Origin of the sequence: Paraburkholderia sp. RL17-368-BIF-A, assembly GCF_046054045.1 — a bacterium.
GTDB lineage: Bacteria > Pseudomonadota > Gammaproteobacteria > Burkholderiales > Burkholderiaceae > Paraburkholderia > Paraburkholderia graminis.
Genome location: NZ_JARESN010000001.1, coordinates 92684 through 118328 on the forward strand (window position 1 = coordinate 92684; position 25645 = coordinate 118328).

Here is a 25645-nt window from a genome sequence, read left to right on the forward strand (position 1 = left end):
ACGCTTATTTGCGTGGATGCGCGCGGCCTTTCACGAGCCGCGCGCTCGAGAGAATCAACAGTGCAATGACCACGCTGAGAATCGCGGTGGCTTCGCGCCCAAGGCCCGCCGCCATGCCCACACCCGCGCTCAGCCACAGGCTTGCGGCCGTCGTCAGGCCGCGCACCTCGCGCTGCGCACTGAGCTTGATGACGGCGCCCGCGCCGAGAAAGCCGATGCCCGACACGAGCCCTTGCAGCACGCGGCTCATATTGTCTTGCGAAAAGCCGGCTTGCAGCGGCACCACGACGAATAGCGCCGCGCCCACGGCGACCATCATATGCGTGCGCATGCCGGCATCGCGCCGCGAGATCTCGCGCTCGAAACCGATCACGCCGCCGAGCACGAGCGCGATGCCGAGACGCATCAGCACCTGAGTCAGATCGGCCGCGCTGCCGAGATCCGAGAACTCACCCTTGGCCGTCTGCCACACCGTTTCCCACACCGTTTGCGATCCGCTGTTCATATGGCTGACCCGACGTTGGCGAAAACGTCAAGCATAGCCGGGATAGCATCGGGTGGGCAGACCTCGGCGCGCGGATCAGGCGGACGCAGTCTTCTTCACGAAGGCGCTCACCACGGACTCGAGTTCCTTCGTGATCGAAGTCATCACGCCCGCAACGACCGCGAACTCGCGACCGGTCACATTCGTGCGGCTCGCCACGATCTGACCGTTGAAGGACACGATATGCGCTTCCTTCGCGATCGACTTGATTCGTTCGATCAATTGCTGCTGCTCTTTTTTCTGCAAGCGGGCAATGCGCCGGCTCTCCTGTTCGTAGACCGCCGTGATGCCATGCAGGTCGTTCAGCAACGGATCGGCGCACGCGATCAACGCCTGCACGGCGTCTTCGGCGCGTGCCGAGTCGCGTCCTATCGCGTCGAGCGCGGCCGACGCCACTGCGATGAAGTCGGCGATTTTCTTCGCGACGTGTCCGCTACCGTTGCCCTTGTCTTTGTCGTTGCCCGTGCCGTGAAAGGCCTCGCGCAGCGCCGGTGAAAAGAGCCCCGGCAAACCATCGCGGCCTTGCACGAGCGCCGCGTGACTGTCCGCGAAAGTGCGCAGCGTATCTCGCGCGATCGCGAGCGCGCCGTCGCTTTGACGCAGCGCGAGCATCGCCTTGAAGACGATGCGCTGCGAGAGCATCCGTTGACGCCCAGCGATGTTGATCAACGAGCTCAACACTTCGCTGGACACGTCGGTTTGCGCTGCGTCGGCCCGCACTGTCTGAATCCGTTCTATCGTGCTCACGCTATTTGTTTGTGAAGGTTCAGATCAAAGCGTCGCATCACTCCGTTGCATGCGCGTGCATGCCGGCAGATTGCATCGACCACGCCATCCACGGACGGCGCAGCGCGACGATCGCGAGGAACGCGCAGGCGGCAAGCGCGCCGAAAGTCGCAAAGCCCATCTGATACGAACCGGTGCTTTCCTTAGCGATACCCATCACGACCGGCAGATAGAAACCGCCAATCCCGCCCGCCGCGCCGACGATGCCCGACATCAAGCCCGTGCGGCCAGCCCAGCGATGCGGCACGAGCTGGAACGTTGCACCATTGCCGAGTCCGAACGCCAGGTACAGGCACACCAGCAGCGCGATGCCGCCTGCGAGCGAAGGCATGACTGCGGCGAACACAAGGTCGCACAGCGAAATCGTCGCGAGCAGCACCGTCAGCGCACGCACGCCGGACACCTTGTCGGCGATCAGGCCGCCGAGCGGACGCACCAGCGCGCCGGTTGCGGCGAGCAACGCCATGAAGAGACCCGCGTCGATCTTCGAGAGCTGATAGAGGTTGGTGAGCAGCAGCGAAACATACGAGGACATGCCGACGAAACCGCCGAACGTGATGCTGTACACGAGCATGATGACCCACGTATCGCGCTCCGCGAGCACTGAGCGATAGCGCTTGGGCAGCACCGCAATCGCGAGCAGCGCGCCGATCACCGGCAACAGCAGCACGCCGGTCTTGCCCGAACCGAAGATGCCCGCTTCGACGAGCAGCACGAGCACGATCAGACCGACGAGCGTCACCGCGAAACCGCCGAAGGCACGCAGCACGCTGCCTGTCTTCACGCCGGAGTCGTTGGCCCAGAAGTACAGCGTGATCGCGGCGATCGCGAGCAGCGGCAATGCGCCGCCGGTTGCGACCTGCCAGCCGTAGTGCGTGGCGAGCTGCGGAAACAGGAAGCCGTCGAGCACCGCGCCGATGTTGCCCGCAGCGGCAAGCCCCAGCACGAGGCCCTGCACTTTCGGCGGATAGTTGCTGCCGGCCATCGGCAACGCGACCGCGAAGCTCGCACCGCCCACGCCGAGAAACACGCCGAGCACAAGCAGCAGCGTGTACGACGGAACGAACGGCAGCACCGGCAACACGATGGTCGGCACCGCCGAGAGCAGCACGCCGAGCAGCGCAATGCGCTTGCCGTGCGCCGACTGATAGAGGTTGCCGAGCGTCACGCGCAGGATCGCCGCGGAGAGCACGGGCACCGCGACGAGCAGGCCCTGCTGCGCCGGCGTCATCGAAATGCTTTTGCTGATGAACGGCGCGAGCGGGCCATACAGCACCCACACGGTAAAGCCCGTGTCGAAATAAAGGAAACACGCCACCAGCGCGCGCCAATCGCCGCTCTTAAGCGAGCTCATCACGTTTTTCATCAGACATCCTCATTAAACTGATTTTCGATCACCCGGCTGGCCGTATGCTTCGCCGCGCACCGGAATGATCACTCTGTTTGGACCCCGCGCTGTCAATGCAACGTCTGTGCCATGCGGGCCGTTCTTATGCAGCGGTGAAACGTACCGGCTCAAACGGCGACCCACACCTGGCCGTTTTCGACGCGCGCGGGAAATGCGCTGACGGAATGCGCGGGCGCTTCGAGGCACTCGCCGGTGCGCAGATCGAAGTGATGCTTGTAGATCGGCGAAGCCACCACGACGCGCTCGCCGAGACTGCCGATCAGCCCGCGCGAAAGCACGGCCGCGCGCGAGCCCGGATCGAAGTTTTCGATCGCGTACACGGCGGCCTGATCTTGGTCCGTGTTCACGTGAAATACGGCGACCTGTTCGCCTTTGACGAGCGCGCAGACGCCCGTGTTCGGAACGATGTCGTCGAGCGTGCAAACAGGGGTCCAGGTTTGCGGCAAGCGGTCGTTACTCATGGCGGAGCTCCTCATTTTCGATGACGCTAAAAATCAAACGGTTTCGACTACGACAGGAATCGCGGCGAGCTTCGACTGACGTTCCTCCGGCGTGGCCGGGCGAATCTGTCCGCGCTCCTGAACGAACGTCACGGTGCTGTCGGCCTGATCGCTGTTGACGAAGTGACGGAAGCGCTTGCGCGTCTCCGGATCAGTGACCGCTTTCTTCCACTCGCATTCGTACGTGTCGACCACGCGCTGCATGTCCGCTTCGAGTTCCGCAGCGACGTCGAGCTTGTCGTGTACGACCACGTCGATCAGATACTGAAGCCCGCCTTCCAGGCTTTCGCGCCACACGCTGGTGCGTTGCAGACGGTCGGCGGTGCGTACATAGAACATCAGGAAACGGTCGATGTAGCGCACGAGCGTCTCGCGATCGAGGTCCGACGCGATCAGTTCCGCATGCCGCGGCTTCATCCCGCCGTTGCCGCACACATAGAGATTCCAGCCCTTCTCGGTCGCGATCACGCCGACGTCCTTGCCCTGCGCTTCCGCGCATTCGCGCGTGCAGCCCGACACGCCGAACTTGATCTTGTGCGGCGTGCGCAAGCCCTTGTAGCGGTTCTCGAGTTCGACCGCGAGCCCGACCGAATCGCCGACGCCATAACGGCACCACGTCGAGCCGACGCACGACTTCACCGTGCGCAGCGATTTGCCGTACGCATGCCCCGATTCGAAGCCGGCCGCGATCAGCTCTTCCCAGATCAGCGGCAACTGCTCGACGCGCGCGCCGAACAGGTCCACGCGCTGACCGCCAGTGATCTTCGTGTAGAGGCCGTATTTCTTCGCGACCTGCGCGACGGCGATCAGCCCGTCGGGCGTCACTTCGCCGCCCGGCATGCGCGGCACCACCGAATAGGTGCCGTCGCGCTGGATGTTCGCGAGGTAGTAGTCGTTGGTGTCCTGCAACGACGCGTGCTCTTTCTTCAGCACGAATTCGTTCCAGCACGACGCGAGAATGCTCGCCACCACCGGCTTGCAGATGTCGCAGCCCAGACCGTGGCCGTGCCGTGACAGCAGTTCGCCGAAGCTGCGCACGCCTTCCACTCGCACGATGTGATAGAGCTCCTGGCGCGAATATGCAAAGTGCTCGCATACGTGATTGTTCACGGCGAGGCCCTGCTTCTTCATCTCGGCCTTCATCACCTGCGTGACGAGTGGCACGCAGCCGCCGCACGACGTGCCCGCCGTGGTCGCGCATTTCAACGCGCCGATGTCGGTCGCGCCCGCGCAAACGGCGGCGCACAGTTCGGCCTTCGACACGTTGTTGCACGAACAGATCTGCGCGGTGTCGGGCAACGCGTCGACGCCGAGGCCCGGTTTCGCGGCGCCGTCGCTTGGCGGCAGGATCAGGAATTCGGGCGACTCGGGCAGCTCGATGCCGTTGAGCATCATCTGCAGCAGCGTGCCGTATTCGCTCGCGTCGCCGACCATGACCGCGCCCAGCAACTGCTTGCCGCATTCGGAGACGACCAGCTTTTTGTAGACCTGCTTGCGCTCGTCGCTGAACTGGTACGCGCGGCTGCCCGGCGTCGTGCCGTGCGCATCGCCGATGCTCGCGACGTCCACGCCCATCAGCTTCAGTTTCGTGCTCATGTCGGCGCCCGCGAAGGCTGCGTCGTCGCCGAGCAGATGTTTCGCGGCCACGCGCGCCATGTCGTAGCCCGGCGCGACGAGGCCATACACCATGCCGTTCCATGCGGCACATTCGCCGATTGCGTAGATGTCGGGATCGCTCGTGCGGCACGCCGCGTCGATGGAAATGCCGCCACGCGCGCCGACTTCGAGGCCGCATGCACGCGCCAGTTCGTCGCGCGGACGGATGCCCGCGGAGAACACGATCATGTCGGTGTCCAGATGCGAACCGTCGGCGAACTGCATGCGGTGCGTGCCCGCTTCGCCGTCGACGATTGCCGTGGTGTTCTTCTGCGTGTGGACCGTCACGCCGAGTTCCTCGATCTTCGCGCGCAGCACGCGGCCGCCGCCTTCGTCGACCTGCACGGCCATCAGGCGCGGCGCGAACTCGACCACATGCGTTTGCAGGCCCATGTCGCGCAGCGCCTTCGCGCATTCGAGACCGAGCAGCCCGCCGCCGACGACGGTGCCCGTCTTCGAGCGCGCGCCGCATTCCTGCATCGCTTCGAGATCCTCGATAGTTCGGTAGACGAAGCAATCGCGGCGCTCGCGGCCTGCCACGGGCGGCACGAACGGCGACGAACCGGTGGCCATCACGAGCTTGTCGTAGGCAAGCGTCTCGCCGGTGGAAAGCGCGACCGTGTGCGCGTCGCGATCGATCGAAACGGCCTTCGCGTTGAGTTTGAGCAGCACGTTCTCGCGCTCGAAAAAGCCGGGCTCGACAAGCGAGAGGTCGTCTGCGGACTTGCCCGCGAAGAATTCGGACAGGTGCACGCGGTCGTACGCGGGACGCGGCTCTTCGCACAGCACGGTGATGTCGAGGCCGTGCGCGGCGTCTTGCGCCAGACACTCGACCAGTTTGTGACCGACCATCCCGTGACCGATAACGATGATTTTCATGACCGCGGTTTCCTCAATGTGCTGGGCATCGGCTGCCGCGCTGCCGTCATCGGCAAAGCGGCGCCGGAAATAAAAACGGCGTCCCGCGAACCCAGTCGATGACTGAATTCGGGGGACGCCGTTGTCCTGACCTGGGTGCTGCGGCGAGCGCTTTGTGTGCGCTCACGGCGGATCGTCGTTGATCCGATGGGACCGTTAAATGCAAGGGCTGTGCCAATCGGGTTTTATAGACTCGTGAGCCTTGCAGCGCGTGGTTTTGCGAGGAATCGCGGCATCGTATGAAGGACTCGACGCGCGACGTATTTCGATGCACGTCAGCACAGCGATGGTGCGACGCAGCACTGTGTGCGTGCGAAACGTGCGTGGATCGGCGGCGCGGGAAGCGCGCTCCCTACCCGGCTTTTTCAAGCGTGCGAGGGCGACTCGAATGCGGGAGCGCGAGCGTCGGCGTGCGAGTCATCGGCGCTTTGCGTCGAACGAACACGCACGTCATTACCGCGCAAGCGCTCCGTTGGCCTGCTCCTTGCATAAACACGATGCGCGTCGCGTGCAACGTTCGACTCCGGCAACGCAGCCGGAGCGCAACACGCGACCATCGCGCGAGACACAACGCAGTGCCTCGCGACGCATCGAACAAGTCAGCAACACAGCAAGCAACGCAGCAGCATCGGACAACGGCGTCCCCTCGTGATCATCGCGAGAGGACGCCGTTTTTGTTTTTGCGCCGACGGCACACGAGGCACACCAAAGCCGCCGGCCACCAGAGAATCAAAAGGACATCGCGATGAACACGAACTCCGGCAAGGTCACGTTATTGAGCGCCGGCCCAGGCGAACTCGATCTGCTCACGCTGCGGGCCGCGAAAGCGCTCGCCGCCGCCGACGTCGTGCTGCTCGACGACCTGGCGAATCCCGAGATCGTGTCGCTCGCGCCGCAAGCGCGCGTGATTCGCGTCGGCAAACGCGGCGGCTGCCGCTCGACGCCGCAGGCTTTTATCGAGCGCCTGATGCGGCGTTACGCGCAGAAGGGCTTGCATGTGGTGCGCGTGAAAGGCGGCGAAGCGCTGCTGTTCGGCCGCGCGGGAGAAGAACTCGCGAGCCTGCGCGAGGCCGGCATTCCGGTTGAGATCGTGAACGGCATTTCATCGGGCTTCGCTGCCGCAGCGGGCCTCGGCATTTCGCTCACGCACCGTCGCCATTGTCATGGCGTGACCTTCGTCACCGCGCACAAAGAGGACCACGGCGAACCGGACTGGGCCGCGCTCGCCGCGACGCGCACCACGCTTGCGATCTATATGGGCATGCGGCGAATCGGCAGCCTCGCCGCAGCGTTGCTCGCGAGCCTGCCCGCCGACACCCCCGCAGCGGTCGTGCAGTGGGCCGGCAGCGCGAATGAACGGCGCTTGCTGACGCGCCTCGATCGTCTCGCCGCGGATGCCACCGACGAGGGCTTCGGCAGTCCCGCCGTGATCCTGGTGGGCGATGCGATCGGCGAAAGTGTGGAAGCGATGTGGGCGCAAGACGCGACATCGCACGATGAATCGGCGCGTGCTCGGGCTGCGTGACGCACGTCACGCGCGCGGCCGCGCTGCAAAACCCAGCTAATCGCCGAAGCCCAACTCCGCTTCAACCGTCTGCCCCACGCGCAGCCACGTGCCCGCCCCGCTCGCGACGACCGCGTTGTTGCCGAACGTGACCGCGCCGTTCCTGTGCGGATTCGCGCGATAGGCGCTCATCGTGTCGGTCGGTTCGTTCGGCCATTCGGAATCGCGCTCACCCTTCGCCTGGTCGATGGTCGGCATCGGACAGCGCGAGCATGGCTTCACAAGGCGCAGCTCGACGCGCGGCTCCGACGTTTGCGCGCCGTCGATCCCGAGCGTCTCCACATAATCTTCCTCATAAGCATCGAGCCCGTTCAGCACGATGTTCGGACGAAACCGGTCGATCGGAATCGACGGCGCGCCTTTCGCGTTCAGACGCGTGTTCAGATCGTCGAGCGAAGCCTGGCCGATCACGAGCAACGGAAAGCCATCGGCGAAATAAGTCGTGGCGCCGCCCACGCTCTGCGTGTAGGTGGGATCGACAATGCGCCCGCGCTCGGGATCGAAACGCAGCAGCCGCACCGGCATGCCGAGAAACGCGGTGAACCAGGCGGCGCATTCGTCACCGGTGTCGAGTCCGTAAGCGGCGTCGCGCCATACCTTTGTGGTGAACTTGTCCGCAGCGCCGAGTTGCGCGGCGTCGAGCGGCGTGCGCAACTCGCTCATGCCCGGCGCGCGGATCACGAGATCATGATCCGCAATCTCCACCTTGATGAGCGCCATGCGCGGATACGCGCGCTGCGTGAGCATCTCGCCGTTCGAATCGACGGCCATCCAGTAACGATCGTATTCGAGCCCCGTGGCCAGCAGACGCGCTTCATTCAGCGCAATGCCCGCGCAGGATTTGATCGGATAGACAAATAGCTCGCTGATGGTCGGCATGATGTGGGGTTCTCGCTGGTTTTTATGAGGCACTTGGGCGATTGTAAATCGGCAAATCGCGCCGCTTGTTCCTTTCGAGCCGCAAGCTTGCGGCGGCGGCCGTTTCCTCCCGTCGCTCGTGGAAGTAAAATCCCAAAGCTTGGCACGGCAGCATGGCTGTCGACGCGGCCCGCGCTTTATTGCCCCGTTTGATAGCCACTGCAAGCATGAACATGCGCACGAGCCGGAAGAAGTGGCACAAAGCCTCCCTACCATGAACGAGACAGGAACCTGATTATGCTGAGCAAACCCGTACTGACCATCGCCGAAACGACCCGCATCCTCGAAGCCGCGCGTGCCGAAGCCGAGAAGAACCGGTGGGCCGTCGCGATCGTCGTGTCCGACGACGGCGGCCATCCGCTCGGCATGCTGCGTCTGGACGGCAGCGCGCCCGCGAGCGCCTATATCGCGACCGAAAAGGCCCGCACCGCGGCCATCGGCCGTCGCGAAACCAAGGTTTACGAGGACATGATCAACAATGGCCGCACCGCGTTTCTCAGCGCGCCGCTCTCCGGTACGCTGGAAGGCGGCGTGCCGGTGATCGTCGAAGGCCAGGTGATCGGCGCGGTCGGCGTGTCGGGCGTAAAGTCCGATCAGGATGCGCAGATCGCGAAGGCCGGCATTCAGGCGCTCGGCGTCTGATGTCGGCAAGGCCATGAGCATGGCGCGTGCGTCACGAATGCCGTCGTGACCGCATGATCCGCGAACCGAACGCAGCAACAGCAGACAGCTTGTCAGCAGTAGCCCCAACGCGGGCCGATACCCCACATCGGCCCCACTCAGACAGATGGAGCAGTCGATGACTCAGATGAACCCGCGTGGCGGCTTGCAGGTCGCCGCCAATCTCGACCAGTTCGTCGAAACCGAAGCCCTGCCCGGCACCGGAATCGACAGCGCCGCGTTCTGGTCGGGTTTCGACGCCCTCGTGCACGATCTGGCGCCCAAAAACCGCGCGCTGCTCGCCGAGCGCGATCGCCTGCAAACGGAACTCGACAACTGGCATCGCGCGAATCCGGGCCCGGTGCGCGACTTGCGCGCGTATCGTGCGTTTCTTGAAGGCATCGGCTATATCGTGCCCGCGCCGGCCGGCGTGAAGGCGACGACCGCGAACGTCGATACTGAAATCGCCGAACAGGCCGGTCCGCAACTGGTGGTGCCGTTGTCGAACCAGCGCTATGCGCTGAACGCGGCAAACGCGCGCTGGGGCAGCCTGTACGACGCGCTCTACGGCACCGACGCGATTCCCGATACGAACGGCGCGGAGCGTCAGAAGAGCTTCAATCCGGTGCGCGGCGCGGCGGTCATCGCCTATGCCCGTAAGTTTCTCGACGAAGCCGCGCCGCTCGCGAACGGCTCGCATGCCGACGCGACGCGCTATAGCGTGCAGAACGGCAAGCTCGTCGTCGCGCTGAAAAACGGCACGAGCGAGCTTGCTGCGCCCGCGCAGTTCATCGGCTATCAGGGCGACGCAAGCGAGCCCTCGGCGGTGCTGCTCAAGCATAACGGTCTGCACCTCGAAATCCAGATCGACGCGAACGACTCAATCGGCAAGACCGACGCCGCGCATGTCAAGGACGTGGTGGTCGAAGCGGCGGTGAGCACGATCATCGACTGTGAAGATTCCGTTGCGGCCGTGGATGCGAGCGACAAGGTTCAGCTCTATCGCAACTGGCTCGGCCTGATGAACGGCGATCTGACCGAAGAGGTCACGAAAAACGGCAAGACGTTCACGCGCCGTCTGAACGCGGATCGCGAATACGTCGGCGCGGACGGCAAAACGCCGGTCAAGCTGCACGGGCGATCGCTGCTTTTTATCCGCAACGTCGGCCACCTGATGACCAATCCGGCAGTGCTGACGAACGACGGCGCAGAGATTCCCGAGGGCATTCTCGATGCGGTCATCACGACGCTGTGCGCGCTGCACGACCGCAAAAACAGGCTCAATTCGCGCACCGGCTCCATCTATATCGTGAAGCCGAAAATGCACGGCCCGGCTGAAGTGGCGTTCGCGAGCGAGCTCTTTGCGCGCGTCGAAGATCTGCTGAAGCTGCCGCGCAACACGATCAAGATGGGCATCATGGACGAGGAGCGCCGCACCAGCGTCAATCTGCTGGCGTGTATCGGCGAGGCGTCGGAGCGCGTCGCGTTCATCAATACGGGCTTTCTCGACCGCACCGGCGACGAGATGCACAGCGCGATGGAAGCCGGCCCGATGATGCGCAAGAGCGATATGAAGTCGAGCACCTGGATTGCAGCGTACGAGCGCAGCAATGTGCTCGTCGGTTTGCATGCCGGGCTGCGCGGCCGCTCGCAAATCGGCAAGGGCATGTGGGCGATGCCCGATCTGATGCACGCGATGCTCGAGCAGAAGATCGGGCATCCGAAGGCCGGCGCGAACACCGCGTGGGTGCCCTCGCCCACGGCCGCGACGCTGCATGCGCTGCACTATCACCAGATCGACGTGCAGGCGGTTCAGCAGGAACTCGAGCGCACCGATTACGCGAAGGTGCGCGACGAATTGCTCGACGGCCTGCTGACGATTCCCGTCGTCGAAACGGCGAAGTGGAGCGCCGATGAAATCCGCGCCGAGCTCGACAACAACGCGCAAGGCATTCTCGGCTACGTGGTGCGTTGGATCGATCAGGGCGTGGGTTGTTCGAAGGTGCCGGACATTCACGACGTCGGCCTGATGGAAGACCGCGCGACGCTGCGTATCTCGAGCCAGCACATCGCCAACTGGCTGCATCACGGCGTGGTCACGCGCGAGCAGGTCGAGGAGACCTTCAGGCGCATGGCGAAAGTGGTCGATCAGCAGAATGCCGCCGATCCGTTCTACACGCCGATGGCGCCGGGCTTCGACACGATTGCGTTCAAGGCCGCGCAGGCGCTCGTGTTCGAAGGACGTCAGCAGCCGAGCGGCTACACCGAGCCGTTGCTGCACAAGTTCCGGCTTGAAGTGAAGCAGGACCGGGCGTGAGGTTCGCCGCTGCGCGAACAGCGTTGAAGTTCGAGTAGCGGCAGCCGCAAAAAAAGACGGGCGCCTCGTTGCTGCGAGGCGCCCGATTTCAATGCGCGCGATGTATTGCGCGCTTTCTGCGTGATTTACGTGTGGACCGCAGCGACCGCCGCCCGAATCAGGCCGCTTCAGCCGTGTACTCCGGCGGCACGCCGTGCGCGTTCGCCTGCAAATAAGCCTGCAAATAGGCTCCAAACTCGTCTTTCACTTCCGGATGACGCAGCGCGAACTCCACCGTCGCCTTCAGATAGCCGAGCTTGCTGCCGCAATCGAAACGCGTGCCGAAGTAGCGATAGGCGAGCACCTGCTCTTCGGTGAGCAGCGACTGCACGGCATCGGTCAACTGCAATTCGCCGCCCGCGCCGGGCTTCAGCGCGCGAATATGCTTGAAGATGGTCGGCATCAGCACGTAGCGGCCCACTACGCCGAGGTTCGACGGCGCCTTGTCCGGCGCCGGCTTTTCGACGATGCCCGAGAGTTTGATCACGTTGTCTTCCCACTCGCGGCCGTCGACCACACCGTATGAGCGGCTGTCTTCACGCGCGATGGTTTCCACGCCGATCACCGAGCTGTGATAGTGATTGAACGTATCGACAAGCTGGCTCATGACCGGCTTCGAGCTATGCAGCAGGTCGTCCGCGAGAATCACCGCGAACGGGCTCTGACCGACCAGCTTTTCCGCGCACAGCACTGCATGACCGAGACCGAGCGCTTCGGCCTGGCGAACGTAAAAACAGTCGACATTAGCGGGCTTGATGCTGCGCACGAGATCGAGCAGCTTCTGCTTGTTGCGCGCTTCGAGCTCGGCCTCGATCTCATACGACTTGTCGAAATGATCTTCGATAGCGCGCTTGCTGCGGCCCGTGACAAAGATCATTTCGGTGATGCCGGCAGCAATCGCTTCTTCGACAGCGTACTGAATCAGCGGCTTGTCGACGATAGGCAGCATTTCCTTCGGACTTGCCTTGGTAGCCGGCAGGAATCGTGTCCCGAGGCCCGCTACGGGAAACACGGCTTTGGTGACTTTCAGCATGGTAGGCATTCCCAGATCGGTTAGAAATTGGTGTCGCGGGCATGGCGGCCGCTCGACGTCGCCGGAAAGGCTAACAAAAAAGCCACGCGAGATCACGCGTGAAATTTCTCAAACAATGCTTAATAAAACCGGTTTGCATCCATTGGAGCGGCGTGTAATGCGCAAGACAGGCAACAATTACATTGCAAAATCGAATTATTTTTAAGCAGTTGCGAAAAATTTACTCGTGGATTTTCTCGCGCCGCGCGCGCGAGTCCGTGCGCAACGAGGCGTGCCGCGGCCGGCTTTACGAACGGGCTTCTTCGTTTTCGTCGAGTTGCGGCAGCTTGCCCGGATTGATGCGAAAACGGCGGATCGGCTCATTACGCAGCGCTTCCCGGTAGGCGGAGGCGGCGACGAGGATCAGCAGCACGGCGATGCCGGCCAGCAAATGCAGGTTCATGACTTCACCTCTCATCAGGAGAATCCGTGCTTCAAAGTAGCATGACAAAACGGATAAATAATTATTCGATACGGCTCGTCATGTGTAATTACAATTCGTCACAAAATGGCCTTTTTAATGGAGAATATGGCCGATTTTTTTATCCATTTTTGGTGCGCGCGGTGCACTAGCATGTGATGCACCGCGCGCGCATCGCGCGAATCCGCATTGCACCACTTCGAATAAAGGACCGCGCATGAGCGACTCAGCACTGGATGCCGCCGGCTCATCCCTGCCCCTGTCTCCTACGTCAAAACCCGCGGCAAAACCCGCCGCGCCGCGCGCGCAAAGCGACGCGCGCGCCGACAGCGCCGGCAAGGAACATGTGATCGACGCAATGCGAGGCTTCGCCGCGCTGCTCGTCGCGTACTTCCATTGCCGACAGATCGAATGGGTCGGCATGCAGGCCTTTCACCAGAACGCCGGTCATTCATTCAGCCTGAATACGATTGCCGCCTATCTGACCTTTCCGATTGCGTGGGGCTCGGCCGGCGTGCCGATTTTCTTCGTGATCAGCGGCTACTGCATTCATCGCAGCGCCGCATTGCGGCTCGCCGCCAATCCCGCTTACCGGCTCGGCGCGGCGAACTTCTGGGCGCGCCGTTTTGCGCGCATCTATCCGGTGCTGCTCGCGGCATTGCTGCTGACGTTCGCACTCGACTGGTTCAGTCTGCAATTGCCACCTGTGAGCCACAAGATTCGCGAGATCGGCCTCGAGGCATTTCTCGTCAATCTGTTTTCGCTGCAAGGCGTGGCCGGCAAGACCTATGGATCGAACGGCGCGCTGTGGACGCTTTCGCTCGAAGTGCAGTTCTATGCGATCTATCCGCTGCTGTTCGCACTGCGCCGGCGCATTGGCATGACGTCGGTGCTCGCGATAGTCGGCGTGGTCAATGTCGTGTCGGCTTATGCGCTCGAGCGGCACGACATTCAGTTCTTCACGTCATACTGGTTTTCGTGGACGCTCGGCGCATGGATCGCCGACGCGAAGGCGCACAGCGTGTTGCAAACGCGTTCGTCGCGGTGGCTTTACGCGCTCGCGGCGGCCTGCATCGCGCTCGGCTGCGCGGCGTTTCATTTCGGTCAGTACGGTGCGTTCCAGTTGTGGGCGATCGGCTTCGCGTTCTATCTGTACAAGGCGTTGGAACCCAACGACCGCAATAAGGGCAACGGCAGCGGCCGCGCCGGTTGGGGCCTGCGGCTGCTGTCGCGCTTCGGCGACTTCAGCTTCTCGCTGTATCTGATTCATCTGCCGATCTTCGTGCTGCTCTCGTCGCTGCTATTCCGCTCGTCGTTGCAGATGTCGATCTGGCCGTCGTTCGGCTATATGCTGGTTGCGGTGCCTGCCGCGTATGTGTTCTATCGTCTCGTCGAATTGCCGGCGATGAAGTGGTCGGCCAGTTTCAAACCGAAAACGAAAAGCGCGCTGTAACGATCATCGTGATTAAAAAAAGCGCAGCGAGAGCCGGCGACTTCGTCGCTGACTCATGCTCCGCTTTGTTCCTTTTAACCAAGCGGCGCTCACAACCGCGAGCGCCCGCTCCTTCCTCAAGCGTCACGCATCCGCAGCCTTCTTCGCCGACGCCGCCACGCGCCTCAGAATCCGCTCGACGCTCTCGACATACGCTTCCGTGCCGAAACGGCTCAGCGCCGTCCTGTAGCCGTTTTTAACGAGCCTCTCGCGCAGTTCCGCATTCGAGCGCAGTTCGGCCAACGCGTCGGCCAGCGCATGCGCATCGCCTGGCGTACACAGCACGCCGTTCTCGTAGTCGTCGACGATCTCCAGCACGCCGCCCGCGCGTGCGGCCACCACGGGCCGCTGCGCGAGCATGCCTTCGACGATCACGCGGCCGAACGGCTCGGGCGTGATCGACGTATGCACGACCGCATCGACGGCACACATGCACGCCGGAATATCGTGCTGAAAGCCGAGAAAATGCACGCGGCCGCCGAGCTTGTTCGCCGCGACGAACGCATGCAGTTCGATCTCGTACTGATCCTCGCCAAAGAGCGGCGCGCCGACCAGCACCGCGTGCATGTGCGGGTTGAGGACCATCGCTTCGAGCAGCACATGCTGGCCTTTCCAGCGCGCGAGCCGGCTGAACGAGCCGACCAGAAACGCATCCTGCGGCAGGTTCAGGCGCTCGCGCAGCGTCGCTTGCGGCACGTCGCGCAACGCGTCGAACGGCGCTGCGGAAATGCCGTTGAATACGACGTCGATACGCTTGTCGTCGAACTGCGTGAGTTCGGCAAAGGCACGCGCCGATGCCGCCGAATTCGCGATCACATGGCTAAGCCCGAGGCGCGCGCACCACTTGATGATCGCAAGCTGCTTGCCGCCGAAATGCTCGGGACTCACGATGTCGCGCAGATGCCAGACCACCGGCCGCCTCGCGAGCTTGCCCGCGACCGCGCCGATCACCATCGCGCGCTGCGTGTTCGCATAGATCACCTGCGCATTGCGCGCGCGTTTGGCCGTCGCCCGAACGAGCGACAACAAACCCTTCAGCGCCGCGCCCTTCGGGAGCGAGCCGCCCTGCTTGCGCACGTTGCGCAGCGCACCGGCGTCGAGCACCTCGACGCTCACGCCCGCTTTGTCGAGCGCGGTGCGGAACGGGCCGTCGTCGAACAGCACGACCTCGATGCGCGAACGCAGCGCCTTGACGATTTCGAGCAGCGACAATTCGGCGCCGCCCAGCACGCCGCTTTGATCGACCGCGAGAATGCGCGGCGCGTTCGCCGCAGGTTCAGCGCGCTCCGGTACATACGGCACGTATGGCGGCAGCGTCGCGTTGCGCAGCGCGGGGACAGCAGCGCGCACATGGGCGAAAAGGCGCTCGCGGAAATTGGCCGCGGAAAAACGCTCGGCGTTCGCGCGGCAATCCAGCGGCGAAAAACGCTTCACGTGTGCGTCAAAACGCTCGACAGCGGCAATGATCGCGTCCGCGCTTTGCTCGTCGAAGAACATGCCGGTCGCGCGCGGCTCGGCCACGTCGCGCACGGTTTCGAGCGCCCCGCCCTTGCCGTATGCGATCACCGGCGTCCCGCACGCCTGCGCCTCCACCACCGAAATGCCGAAGTCTTCTTCTGCGGCGAACACGAACGCCTTCGCGCGGCTCATCCGGTCCTTGAGCACCTCGAACGGCTGATAGCCCATGATCTCGACATTCACGCCGGCCTTCGCGCGGATCTTCTGCATCTCGGGACCGTCGCCGATCACCACGAGCTTGCGCTCGGGCATACGCGCGAACGCCTCGACGATCAGATCGATCTTCTTGTACGGCACCATGCGCGAAGCGGTCAGATAAAAGTCGTCCTTCTCCGTGCACAGCGTGAAAGCATCCACGTCGACGGGCGGAAAGATCACTTGCGCATCGCGCTGATAAACCTTCTTGATGCGCCGCGCGATGAACTCCGAGTTCGCGATAAAGCCATCCACGGAATTCGCCGTGCGGATGTCCCAGTTGCGGATGTAATGCAGAATCAGCCGCGCCATCGCGGACTTCAGGCCGCTCGTCAATTTCGACTGCTGCAAGTACTGATGCTGCAAATCCCACGCATAACGAATCGGCGAATGCACGTAGCTGATATGCACCTGGTCGGGACCGGTGAGAATGCCCTTCGCCACCGCGTGGCTGCTAGAGATCACGACGTCGTACGCGGACACATCGAGTTGCTCGATGGCGAGCGGCATCAGCGGCAGATAGGTGCGGTACTTCGTGCGTGCGAGCGGCAGCTTCTGGATAAACGAGGTGGTCACGGGCTTGCCGCGCAGGAAGCTGCGGTCGTCGAGAAAATCGACGAGGCTGAACAGGTCCGCCTCCGGAAAGCACGCGACGATCTGTTCCAGCACCTTCTCCGCGCCTGCATAGGTGACGAGCCAGTCGTGCACGATCGCGACGCGCACGGTTTTATTGCCGCGCGATGCGGCGCGCGAGGGCGTGCCTATAGCGGGAGCCGTGGTCAGTTCGGCCAGTGCGCTGCGCGTCGGCGGTTGCAGCACGGCTTCTTCAAGGACTTCGTGGTTCATGCGCTTTTCCTCGGATTCAGTCGCAACAGCAGTGAACGCGCTAGATCGCGCAATGCGGGAGTCATCGTGATGGACCACGCGATGTTCGCGCCGACCATCAGCGCGCCGGCGACAATCGCCATCGCGAGGCCGGGCAGGAAGCCGGAGAGCCAGAGGCTCGCCAGCAGGAAAACGAGGTGAGCGAGCATGTCGAGCGCGATCTGCCGCGCGCGGATTGCGGAGAGCCGCAGCAGCACGACGTAGTCAAAGAGTGCGCGGCCGGCCACCGCGATCGCCGCGCCGGTCAGTCCGAAATGCGCGATGCCGAACCACAAAGCCCCTGCAAACAAGGGCAATTCGAAGAGACCGACGCGTGCGGCCGTGGCCGGATTGACCTGCGACTGGATCAGGATGCGCGTCACGTTCGCCTGGCCGACGAGCCAGACGGCGACGATCATGATGCGTCCCACCGGCGCCGCGACGGTCGCAATCTCATTGCCCACCCATAGATGCAAAAACGGTTCGAGCACGAGCATCGCGATCAGCGCGACAGGCGTGAACACGCCGTTGAGAAATTCAAGCGATTGCTGCGTGATCGTGTCGGCGTCCGCGCGGCCCACAGCGGAGAGCCTTGGAAACAGCGTGCGCACCATCGCGGTCGGCACGATGTTCAAACGCGTGACGAGGTTTTGCGGCACCGTGTAATACGTGACGAAGCGCGCGCCGAGACTAGTGCCGAGCATCACGCGGTCGAGCGATTCGGCGATCATGTTGGTGACGCTCGCAATCAGCATCCAGCCGCCGAAGTTGAAAAGCCCCTTCGCCACGCCGAGCTGCGGCGGCAGAATACTGCGTATTTCAAGCACTTTTAGCGCCGAACGGCCGAGCAGGATCGCGGCGAGTATGCGTGCGAATACTGCGGCCGCGAGCACGTTCTGCAAATTCGCGCCGAGCCAGAGCGCCGCGCCGAGCGGCAAGAGCTGGAACAGGAAAGTGCCGATCGTCTGATTCGTGTTGTAGACGCCGAAGCGTTCCGCACCGTTGATCGCGCCTGCGAATACCCACGAGACGTTGGCCAGCGGAATCGCCACCGCGAGCCACGGCAACGCCATGTAGACCTCGTGCTGCAGTTCCGGCGATACCTTCGTGAAATACGCGGTGTAGAGAAACGCGCCGAAATAAATGATCAGTCCGCCGATTACACCGGTCCCGAGATTGAGCCACGTCGCGCTCCAGAACACGCGCGCGCTTTCGTCCTTGTCGCCCGACGCGCGCGCTTTCGAAATGTGATTCTGCGCGGCCATGCTCATGCCGAGATCGAGAATGCCGAAGTAGCCGATCAGCGTCCACACGAGACTGATCACGCCATAGCGCTCGACGCCCAGCAGTTTGATATACGACGGCACGGTCACGAGCGAGACGAAAGTCGGCAGCACGAGGCCGAAGAAATTGATCGCTACGTTCTTGAGAATGCCTTTGTCCATCGGATGCCCTGGGTTCGACTGCGATTGGTAATTCGTCACGGTTTCCAGCGGTACATGAGCACCTTGCCGCGCGCGTCTTCCTCGACGAACACGAGGTACTCGCCGTTGCTTCGCTTCGCCGCGCTGATGCCGTTGGGCACGTCGACCCAGCCCGACGCGCGGCCTACTTCTGGCCCCGGCCGAATCACGCCGAGTTCACGGCCGTTGTCCTTGTCCCACACGTGCACGGCGCCCACGGGTTCGACGCCGAAGATGTACTGCCCTTCGACCGTGAGCCCGATGATCGTCGCGATGGGTTTGCTCTGCGTCTGCCAGGGGAGCGTGATCGAATAGCGCTGCACCGGCTTGCCGCTCGACCACTTGTCGTAGCGCACGAGCACGCGGCCCACTTCCTTCCAGAAGCCGCGGTCGGCCGGCGTGTCCGGCGTATAACCGGTCACGTACAGCGTGTCGGTGTCGGGTTCGTAAATCGTGCGATGCAGCTCGGCGAACGGTTGCGGCACCGGGTATTGCGTGAGGTCGGAATACGAATAGACGGGGTTGCCTTTCGCATCGAGGCCGCCGAAGCGGAAGCGATAAATGCCCTTCGTATCGCGTGTGCGCCAGATGTCGCCGGCGCTATCGACCCACCAGCCCCAGCCGCCCGCGAGCTTGGTGCCGGTCGTGTTCAGCGCGAACTCGTCGGAATTGAATTTGCCGTCGCCGTTTGCGTCGCGCCAGATCCAGTCGCCGCCCGGCGGCGCGTTCGGCACCTTCGCGACCGCACGCTCGCGGCCCGCGATAAAGCCCGACGGAATCGCAGTCTCGCCGTCGCGTTGCGGATCGAAGCGATAGATCTTCAGATGATCCGCATACATGTCCGTCAAATACAGAAACGTGCGGCCCTTCAGCTTGCGGGCGATCGGCAGGCCCGGATACTGGTCGGTGTGAAAGACCGGATCGTCGGGATACTTGAATCGGTTAGACAGGAATCCGACATATTTCCAGTCCTGCCCCGCGGGTTTCGAGAGGTCGAGTTCGAAGCGTTTGTTGCCGGTATAAACGCTGTCCGGTCGCGACGGATCTATCCACGCGCCGTCGACGAAAAGCAGTCCCTGAACGAGCCAGTTCTGCTTGCCGTCGGGCACGTAGCTTTCGAGCGTCGCGCCAAGGCCCGCGCCGATCGGCTCATAGCGCGGACCGATGCCGTTGGTCGACACGTACACATTGCCGCGCGCATCCGCGCCCACACCGGTGAGTCCGTTAAAACGCCGCGGTCCTGGCCTTCCGGCGACGCCGCTAAAAATGCCGCCGCGCTCGCCGAGCGAACCGCTCTCTTCGTAGCGCCCGTCCTTCTTGCTGAAGAGCAGCACCTGCTGACGCGGGCCGTTATCGGCGATCAGCACACGGCCTGTTGCATCGACGGCCATATCGACCGCGAGCGTATCGGCGGGCAGTTCGAAGTTCTCGTCGATGCGTTTTCCGCCTGACGTGTAGTGCTCGACATGCGGCGCGCGATCGTTGCGCGTGCCGCTCAGCACCCATAGCGTGCCGTCCGGCGCAAGCGCGAGGCGGCCCGGTTCGTGCACGCTCCACGTGGTCTTCTGCTGCATCGATTCCGCGTCGTACACCTCGATGCGATCGCGCGCAGTGTTCGCCGCGTAGAGCGTCGTTTCGCTCGCCGCGAGTCCGCCGATTTCGGCGCTCGTGCCGGTCGGCACTTCGTTCATCATCAGGAAGCCGGCGGCGAGTTGCGCATGCGGATCGGCGCTCTTCGCCGCAGGCTGAAACGGTGCGGCGCGTTTCGGATCGGCGATCTGCCGACGCGAAATGCCGAACCACTGCTTGCCTTTCTCCGGCCACACGCCCGGCTGTACGAGCCGGCCTTTTTCGTTGCCGACTGCAATCGCGACAAACGCGTACTTGCGATTGATCGCGATTGCATTGCCGCCGCTGTTGCCCCAGCCGTGCGTGCCGCCTGCGAAGCCGAGCATCTTGCCGTTCTGATAGACGCTCGCCTCGGCACCGCTTTCGTCCCACGGCGCATTCGTGTAGACCTTGCCGTCGGGCGCGACGGCAATTGCCGTGATGTTGATTTGGGTCCAGGTGCCGTCGCCGAAGCCGAACGTATTGCCGATCCACGACGTCTTAGCGTTCAACGCCGTTTCGGCACGCGCGATTGAACCGGCCGATAGAGCGGCCAGCCCGGCAGCGCACGCGAATATCGCGAGACGGCGTTTGAACGTGAAGCGCAGCAAGGTATGTCCTCCAGTCGATACGGATCGATGCTTTAAAAAACCGATGAGGCCGATAGGCGAGCGCGCGCGAGCCTCACAGACGTACGCTGCTATCCGCACACACAGGCATTCAATGAAGGTGACGGCATGCGCCGCAAGTTGCCGATGAAAGACGAAGCGCGAACGTTCGCCTATGCCACGCAGGCCGCATAAGCCCCGTCGAAATGCGGTGCTCGGCGCACGCGCCGTCCTTGGCCGCCCAATCCGCACGGTTCACATTACGCGTACAAAAGTCGGCGACGAAAGTCAAAAATAATTCAAAAATATTCCCAGCTTTATGTCGGGATAAAGAAATCGATTTAAAAATGGATTAAAAGAAAATTTGGCCGTGCCATGCTGTATAAGGCGCCCGCTTGCGAATGCATGAGCCCATGTTTTACCGAGGGCACTTCATCGATCCGGCGAATTCACGCATGAACCCGGACTCGGGCTCCGGGTACAAGACAAGCATGCAAACCGCCTTCAAATGGATAACGAAACACCCTGTTGCAATCTGATTCACTTATCCATTTCATTCGCGTTTTTTCGCGATTTTCTTTTGCCTAGAATCGAATGCACCCGGATTGCATTCCGATTGCGTTCCGGATCGCGGCCGTTATCGGCGCGACACGTCTTTCGCAATGCCTTGCGGCTTCTCGCGGCTTTATCCGCTTCACACCACGGACGGTTCATGACTGCTAGCGCCCTGCCCATAGCGCCTTCTCATTCACGCCGCATCGTGCAGCTCGACGGCTTGCGTGCGATCGCCGTGCTCGCGGTGTTCGCGCAGCACGCATTGAAAGCGCCGCTGTGGATGGGCGTCGATCTGTTCTTCGTGCTGAGCGGCTTTCTGATCACCGGCATCCTGCTCGAACGCAAGGCGCGCGGGCAGTCGTACTTCGGCTATTTCTATGCACGCCGCGCACGGCGCATTCTGCCGCCGTATCTGCTGCTGATGGCGGTGTCGTCGATCCTGTTCGGGTTCGGTTGGGCGCAGCACTGGCAGTGGTATGCGTTCTTCGCGACCAACATCGGCGATGCGCTCAACCAGAGCGGACACGACAGCCTGAATGTGCTGTGGTCGCTTGCCGTCGAAGAGCAGTTCTATATTGTGTGGCCGTTCGTGATTCTGCTCGTGCCCGAGCGTGTGCTCGCATGGGTCGCGGCCGCGCTGATCCTGCTCGTGCCGGTGCTGCGCGCGGTGGCCACGCCGTGGTTCGATTCGTTCTGGCCGATCTATTACCTGACGCCCTTTCGCATGGATCTGCTGGCGGCGGGCGCGCTGCTAGCGGTCGCCGTGCGCCGCGATCGCGACGCGCTCGAACCGTTCAAGGGCCTCGCAGTGCTCGGCGTGATTGCCGCACTCGCGGCGCTCGCGTGGCTGCATCTGCATTTCCCGCGTTTTCGCGCGGCCAATACGCCGCTGTCGAACGCGGGGCTTTACAGCATTTCGTTGGTGCTTTGCACGTCCGTCGTGGTCATCGCCCTGCAAAGCCGGGGCATCGTCAAACGGCTGTTGTGCAATCCGGTGCTGGTGTACATCGGTACGATCAGCTACACGATTTACCTGATTCACCTGAGCGTGCTGTATGCGTTGTGGCCGCTGAACATGAGCCGCTATGCGACCGCTGCGCTTGCGCTCGCGATCACCCTCGCCTATGCAAGCGTCACATGGTTCGCGTTCGAAAAGCGGCTGATTTTCGGCTCGCGCGGCAGGGCGCACGCGACGGCCGGTGCGGGTGCGAGTGTGCCGCGCGCCGCGCCGCAAGCACCGCACGGCCGCGCATGAAGTGGCACATGAGGTGGCACATGAAGTGGCGCATGAGGTCGCACGCATGAAGCGCCGCGCATGCGCCGCCGCGGCAGCGATGCTCGCGCCGCTTACCGCACTCATCACGCTCACGGCATTTACCGCCGCAACGACCGCGCATGCTCAGGCCGCGCAGCACCAGATTGTGATCGATGCCTACGGCGACTCGACGACGCTCGGCATTTCATGCAGCGAAGGCCGTTGCGCGCCGCAAGCGCAAAACGCCGTGGCCTATCTGCAGGACAAGCTGCAGATGCATTTCGGCGAGCGCGTGCGCGTCGTCAACTACGGCGTCGGCGGGACGATGGCGACGCAATTGCGCGACGGCACCGGCAACCGCCGCGCCGGGCCGACGGCCGGTTTGCCGTGGCGCGAACGGCTCGCGGCATCGCCCGCGCAGATCGTGCTGATCAACTACGGCATCAACGAAGTGATGCAGGACCAGACGCCCGAGCAGTTCTACGCAGCGCAGAGCGCGCTCGTGCAAACGGCTCGCGCGCTCGGCAAGGAGCCGGTGCTGGAGACGTCGAATCCGATGCCCGATAACCGGCTCAACGCACGGCTCGCGTCGATGGTCGCGGTGACGCGCCGCGTCGCCGCCGAGCAGCATGTGCCGCTCGTCGACCAGTTCGCGTACATCAGCACCCTGCCGGACTGGAAGACGCTGATGTCCGACGGCGCGCATCCGAAGCCGGGCTTGTACCGGCTCAAGGCCGAGCAGGATGCCGAGGTCGTCGAACCGCTGGTGCGGCGGCTCCTGGATGGCACGCCCTGAGGTGCTCTTTTTTTCTTTTACCCATATCGAAGGCAAGCTATGAGCCAACCACGCAAAGCGATCATCACCGGTGTGTCCGGACAGGACGGCGCCTATCTGACCAAGCTGCTGCTCGACAAGGGCTATCACGTGACCGGCACCTACCGGCGCACGAGTTCCGTCAACTTCTGGCGCATGCGCGAGCTGGGCGTGCTCGATCATCCGAATCTGCGTCTCGTCGAGCACGATCTGACCGATCTCGGCTCGACGCTGCGTCTGCTCGAAGGCGCGCAGGCCGACGAGCTGTATAACCTCGCCGCGCAAAGCTTCGTGGGCGTCTCGTTCGATCAGCCGGTGACGACCGCCGAGGTGACCGGCATCGGCGCGCTGAATCTGCTCGAAGGCATCCGCATCCTCAATCCGAAGATGCGTTATTACCAGGCGTCGACGTCGGAAATGTTCGGGCTCGTGCAGGCGGTGCCGCAACGCGAGGACACGCCCTTCTATCCGCGCAGTCCGTATGGCGTGGCGAAGCTGTTCGCGCATTGGTCGACGATCAACTATCGCGAGTCGTATGGTCTCTTTGCGAGCAGCGGCATTCTGTTCAATCACGAATCGCCGCTGCGCGGCCGCGAGTTCGTGACGCGCAAGATCACCGACACCGTCGCGAAGATCAAGCTCGGCAAGCAGGACGTGCTGGAGCTCGGCAATCTCGGCGCGAAACGCGACTGGGGCTTCGCGCTTGAATATGTGGAAGGCATGTGGCGCATGCTGCAAGCCGACGAGCCCGACACCTTCGTGCTCGCGACGGGCCGCACTGAAACGGTCCGCGACTTCGTGCGCATGGCGTTCGCAGCGGCCGGTTATCAACTCGAATGGTCGGGCAAGGAAGAGCGCGAAACGGGTATCGACGTGGCGACCGGCAAGACGCTCGTGCGCGTGAATCCGAAGTTCTACCGGCCGGCCGAAGTGGATCTGCTGATCGGCTGCGCGGACAAGGCGCGCGAGAAGCTAGGCTGGGAGCCGCGGACGAGTCTCGAGCAACTGTGTCACATGATGGTTCACGCGGATCTTGGGCGGAATGAGCATCAGGAGACGTTCTAGACCGCTGCCGTTCGAGTCTGTATCGCGGACGATGCAGGCGCGAATGCCGCTATGACGCGCGGCCACGAAAAAATCGCCGCGTGAAAAAAGGCGCCGGGTCTCTTGTGCAAGAGCCGGCGCTTTTCTCATTCTTCACGCACGTACAGGGCAAACCTCAGTGCACGCCTCAATGCACCCCACCGGCCCCAATAGCCTCCCCATAAACCGCAGCCACGCGCTTCGCGATCACCGAGTTATCGAAGTTCTCACGCGCATAGCGCCGGCACGCGTCGGCGTCCGGCAGCTTCAGCCTGCCGCTTAGCGCACCTGCGAGACCCGCCGCGATGGCTTGCGCGCCCGTCTCCGGCAACACGAGATCGGGCGACAGCCCCGCCACCGCTTCCGGCAAGCCGCCGACCGGCGTCACCAGCACCGGCGTGCCCGACGCGAGCGATTCGACCGTGATGAGCCCGAAGCCTTCGAGCGCCACCGTCGGCACCACGCTGATATTCGCCGCACGATACAACGCCGCGAGATGCTGATCGGGCACGAAGCCGAGCAGCTTCACGTTGTCCTGCAAACCGGCCTCGTCGATGCGCGCCTGCAATTCGTCCGCGAGACGCCCCTTGCCCGCGATCAGCAGCAGCACGTCCGGATGGGCCGCCTTCAGCAGCTTGACCGCATCGATCAGATCCTCCAGACCCATGCGCCGCACGAGACGCCGCACCGCCAGCACGATCGGACGATCCTGCGGCAATTGCAGCTTCAGGCGCGCTTCGGCCGGTGTGATCGGCAGATTGAATTGCTCGACGTCGACGCAACCCGGCACCACGCGCACACGGTCCGGCGAAATGCGATAACGCGAAGTCAGAATCTTGCCGAACGCCTCCGACAAGACGATGAGCCGCGACGAACGCGCATACACGGACTGCTCGAGATAACGCTTCGCGCGCTGGCCGAGCGAATCGGCGCCTTCGACATGGCTCTCGTCCGCCCACGGTCCCTGAAAATGCGAGACCTGCGGAATGCCGCGCGTCACGTCGAGCCCAGGAAACGTATAGAGCGCGAAGTGCGACGAGATCACGTCGGGACGCGAGCGGCCGATCTCCTCGCGCAGCGCGCGGCGTGCGGCCATCAAGCGCAATGGCAGCGATTGCCCGGCCGAACCGAAGCCGTTGATCGCACCGCCGGTATCGGCGGCCACTTTCGGCGAGCCGGCCACGACGCCGCGCACCGCGACGCCCGCGCCCGGCAGCGCGCCGACCAGCGAGTAATACATGCGGTCGAGGCCGCCCGCGCGCTCGGGGAACCAGTGCATCCCGATCTGCAGCGATTTGATTGAGCTCGTCGTCATTGTCATTGCCCCTTGTCGATTTCGTGAGGTATTCGTTGGATTGCGATGGTCGCGTGTCCGACGCGCCGTCGC

Annotated in this window: 19 protein-coding genes; 7 read left to right on the forward strand and 12 right to left on the reverse strand. The window is 63.2% G+C overall.

Annotated features, from left to right (window positions below; genetic code table 11):
- Positions 1–4 precede the first annotated feature (4 nt).
- From P0D87_RS00395 to nirB, 5 genes are all read right to left on the reverse strand, one after another.
- On the reverse strand, positions 5–505 hold the full coding sequence (locus P0D87_RS00395; RefSeq protein ID WP_006049018.1) for an MgtC/SapB family protein: 501 nt from the start codon (positions 503–505) through the stop codon (positions 5–7).
- Between the two features lie 75 nt (positions 506–580).
- Positions 581–1291 carry a type IV pili methyl-accepting chemotaxis transducer N-terminal domain-containing protein gene (locus P0D87_RS00400; RefSeq protein ID WP_035569962.1) on the reverse strand — a complete coding sequence of 237 codons (711 nt, stop codon included), beginning with the start codon at positions 1289–1291 and terminating at the stop codon, positions 581–583.
- A gap of 37 nt (positions 1292–1328) precedes the next feature.
- Positions 1329–2696, reverse strand: a complete 1368-nt coding sequence (locus P0D87_RS00405) for an MFS transporter (RefSeq protein WP_006049016.1) — start codon at positions 2694–2696, stop codon at positions 1329–1331.
- Between the two features lie 149 nt (positions 2697–2845).
- Positions 2846–3199 (reverse strand): nitrite reductase small subunit NirD, encoded by a 354-nt coding sequence (nirD, locus tag P0D87_RS00410; RefSeq protein WP_006049015.1) that lies wholly within the window; start codon positions 3197–3199, stop codon positions 2846–2848.
- A gap of 33 nt (positions 3200–3232) precedes the next feature.
- Positions 3233–5773 (reverse strand): nitrite reductase large subunit NirB, encoded by a 2541-nt coding sequence (gene nirB, locus P0D87_RS00415; protein WP_053858101.1) that lies wholly within the window; start codon positions 5771–5773, stop codon positions 3233–3235.
- Between the two features lie 784 nt (positions 5774–6557).
- On the opposite strand from nirB, the gene cobA reads away from it, so the two are divergent.
- Positions 6558–7337: a uroporphyrinogen-III C-methyltransferase gene (cobA, locus tag P0D87_RS00420; protein WP_053858100.1), complete on the forward strand. Its 780-nt coding sequence runs from the start codon at positions 6558–6560 to the stop codon at positions 7335–7337.
- Positions 7338–7373: 36 nt separating this feature from the next.
- On the opposite strand, the gene P0D87_RS00425 is transcribed toward cobA, so the two are convergent.
- Positions 7374–8255, reverse strand: a complete 882-nt coding sequence (locus P0D87_RS00425; protein WP_053858099.1) for an MOSC domain-containing protein — start codon at positions 8253–8255, stop codon at positions 7374–7376.
- 276 nt (positions 8256–8531) lie between these two features.
- Here P0D87_RS00425 and P0D87_RS00430 point away from each other — a divergent pair, with 276 nt between their 5' ends.
- Both P0D87_RS00430 and P0D87_RS00435 read left to right on the forward strand, forming a co-directional pair.
- The gene (locus tag P0D87_RS00430) at positions 8532–8936 is read left to right on the forward strand and encodes a GlcG/HbpS family heme-binding protein (RefSeq protein WP_006049011.1); all 405 of its coding nucleotides are present in this window, start codon (positions 8532–8534) and stop codon (positions 8934–8936) included.
- A 157-nt stretch (positions 8937–9093) separates the two neighbouring features.
- Positions 9094–11271, forward strand: coding sequence for a malate synthase G (locus tag P0D87_RS00435; RefSeq protein ID WP_053858098.1), 2178 nt, complete (start codon positions 9094–9096; stop codon positions 11269–11271).
- Positions 11272–11428: 157 nt separating this feature from the next.
- Here the strand turns inward: P0D87_RS00435 and galU are convergent, their stop codons facing one another.
- Complete coding sequence (galU, locus tag P0D87_RS00440; protein ID WP_006049009.1) at positions 11429–12343, reverse strand: UTP--glucose-1-phosphate uridylyltransferase GalU; 915 nt, start codon at positions 12341–12343, stop codon at positions 11429–11431.
- Between the two features lie 286 nt (positions 12344–12629).
- Positions 12630–12785 (reverse strand): hypothetical protein, encoded by a 156-nt coding sequence (locus P0D87_RS00445; protein ID WP_006049008.1) that lies wholly within the window; start codon positions 12783–12785, stop codon positions 12630–12632.
- Positions 12786–13020: 235 nt separating this feature from the next.
- Between P0D87_RS00445 and P0D87_RS00450 the strand changes: the two genes are divergently transcribed.
- Positions 13021–14256, forward strand: coding sequence for an acyltransferase family protein (locus tag P0D87_RS00450; protein WP_029968437.1), 1236 nt, complete (start codon positions 13021–13023; stop codon positions 14254–14256).
- A 123-nt stretch (positions 14257–14379) separates the two neighbouring features.
- Here P0D87_RS00450 and P0D87_RS00455 read toward each other — a convergent pair whose 3' ends face one another.
- From P0D87_RS00455 to P0D87_RS00465, 3 genes are read right to left on the reverse strand one after another with little or no spacing between them, the layout of a single operon-like run.
- A complete protein-coding gene (locus P0D87_RS00455) occupies positions 14380–16854 on the reverse strand; it encodes a glycosyltransferase family 4 protein (RefSeq protein WP_053858097.1) in 2475 nt (824 codons plus the stop codon).
- Positions 16851–18317, reverse strand: a complete 1467-nt coding sequence (locus P0D87_RS00460) for a flippase (RefSeq protein WP_053858096.1) — start codon at positions 18315–18317, stop codon at positions 16851–16853. Before P0D87_RS00460 ends, P0D87_RS00455 begins: the two co-directional genes overlap by 4 nt.
- Positions 18318–18352: 35 nt before the next feature.
- On the reverse strand, positions 18353–20554 hold the full coding sequence (locus P0D87_RS00465) for an NHL repeat-containing protein (RefSeq protein ID WP_053858095.1): 2202 nt from the start codon (positions 20552–20554) through the stop codon (positions 18353–18355).
- Between the two features lie 709 nt (positions 20555–21263).
- On the opposite strand from P0D87_RS00465, the gene P0D87_RS00470 reads away from it, so the two are divergent.
- Genes P0D87_RS00470 through gmd form a run of 3 tightly spaced genes read left to right on the forward strand, consistent with a single transcriptional unit; the run spans position 21264 to position 24240 of the window.
- The gene (locus tag P0D87_RS00470; protein WP_053858094.1) at positions 21264–22361 is read left to right on the forward strand and encodes an acyltransferase family protein; all 1098 of its coding nucleotides are present in this window, start codon (positions 21264–21266) and stop codon (positions 22359–22361) included.
- A gap of 46 nt (positions 22362–22407) precedes the next feature.
- A complete protein-coding gene (locus P0D87_RS00475) occupies positions 22408–23157 on the forward strand; it encodes an SGNH/GDSL hydrolase family protein (protein ID WP_053859023.1) in 750 nt (249 codons plus the stop codon).
- 39 nt (positions 23158–23196) lie between these two features.
- On the forward strand, positions 23197–24240 hold the full coding sequence (gene gmd / locus P0D87_RS00480; RefSeq protein ID WP_029968426.1) for a GDP-mannose 4,6-dehydratase: 1044 nt from the start codon (positions 23197–23199) through the stop codon (positions 24238–24240).
- 166 nt (positions 24241–24406) lie between these two features.
- Here the strand turns inward: gmd and P0D87_RS00485 are convergent, their stop codons facing one another.
- Positions 24407–25573: a glycosyltransferase family 4 protein gene (locus tag P0D87_RS00485; protein WP_006048999.1), complete on the reverse strand. Its 1167-nt coding sequence runs from the start codon at positions 25571–25573 to the stop codon at positions 24407–24409.
- Positions 25574–25645 lie beyond the last annotated feature (72 nt).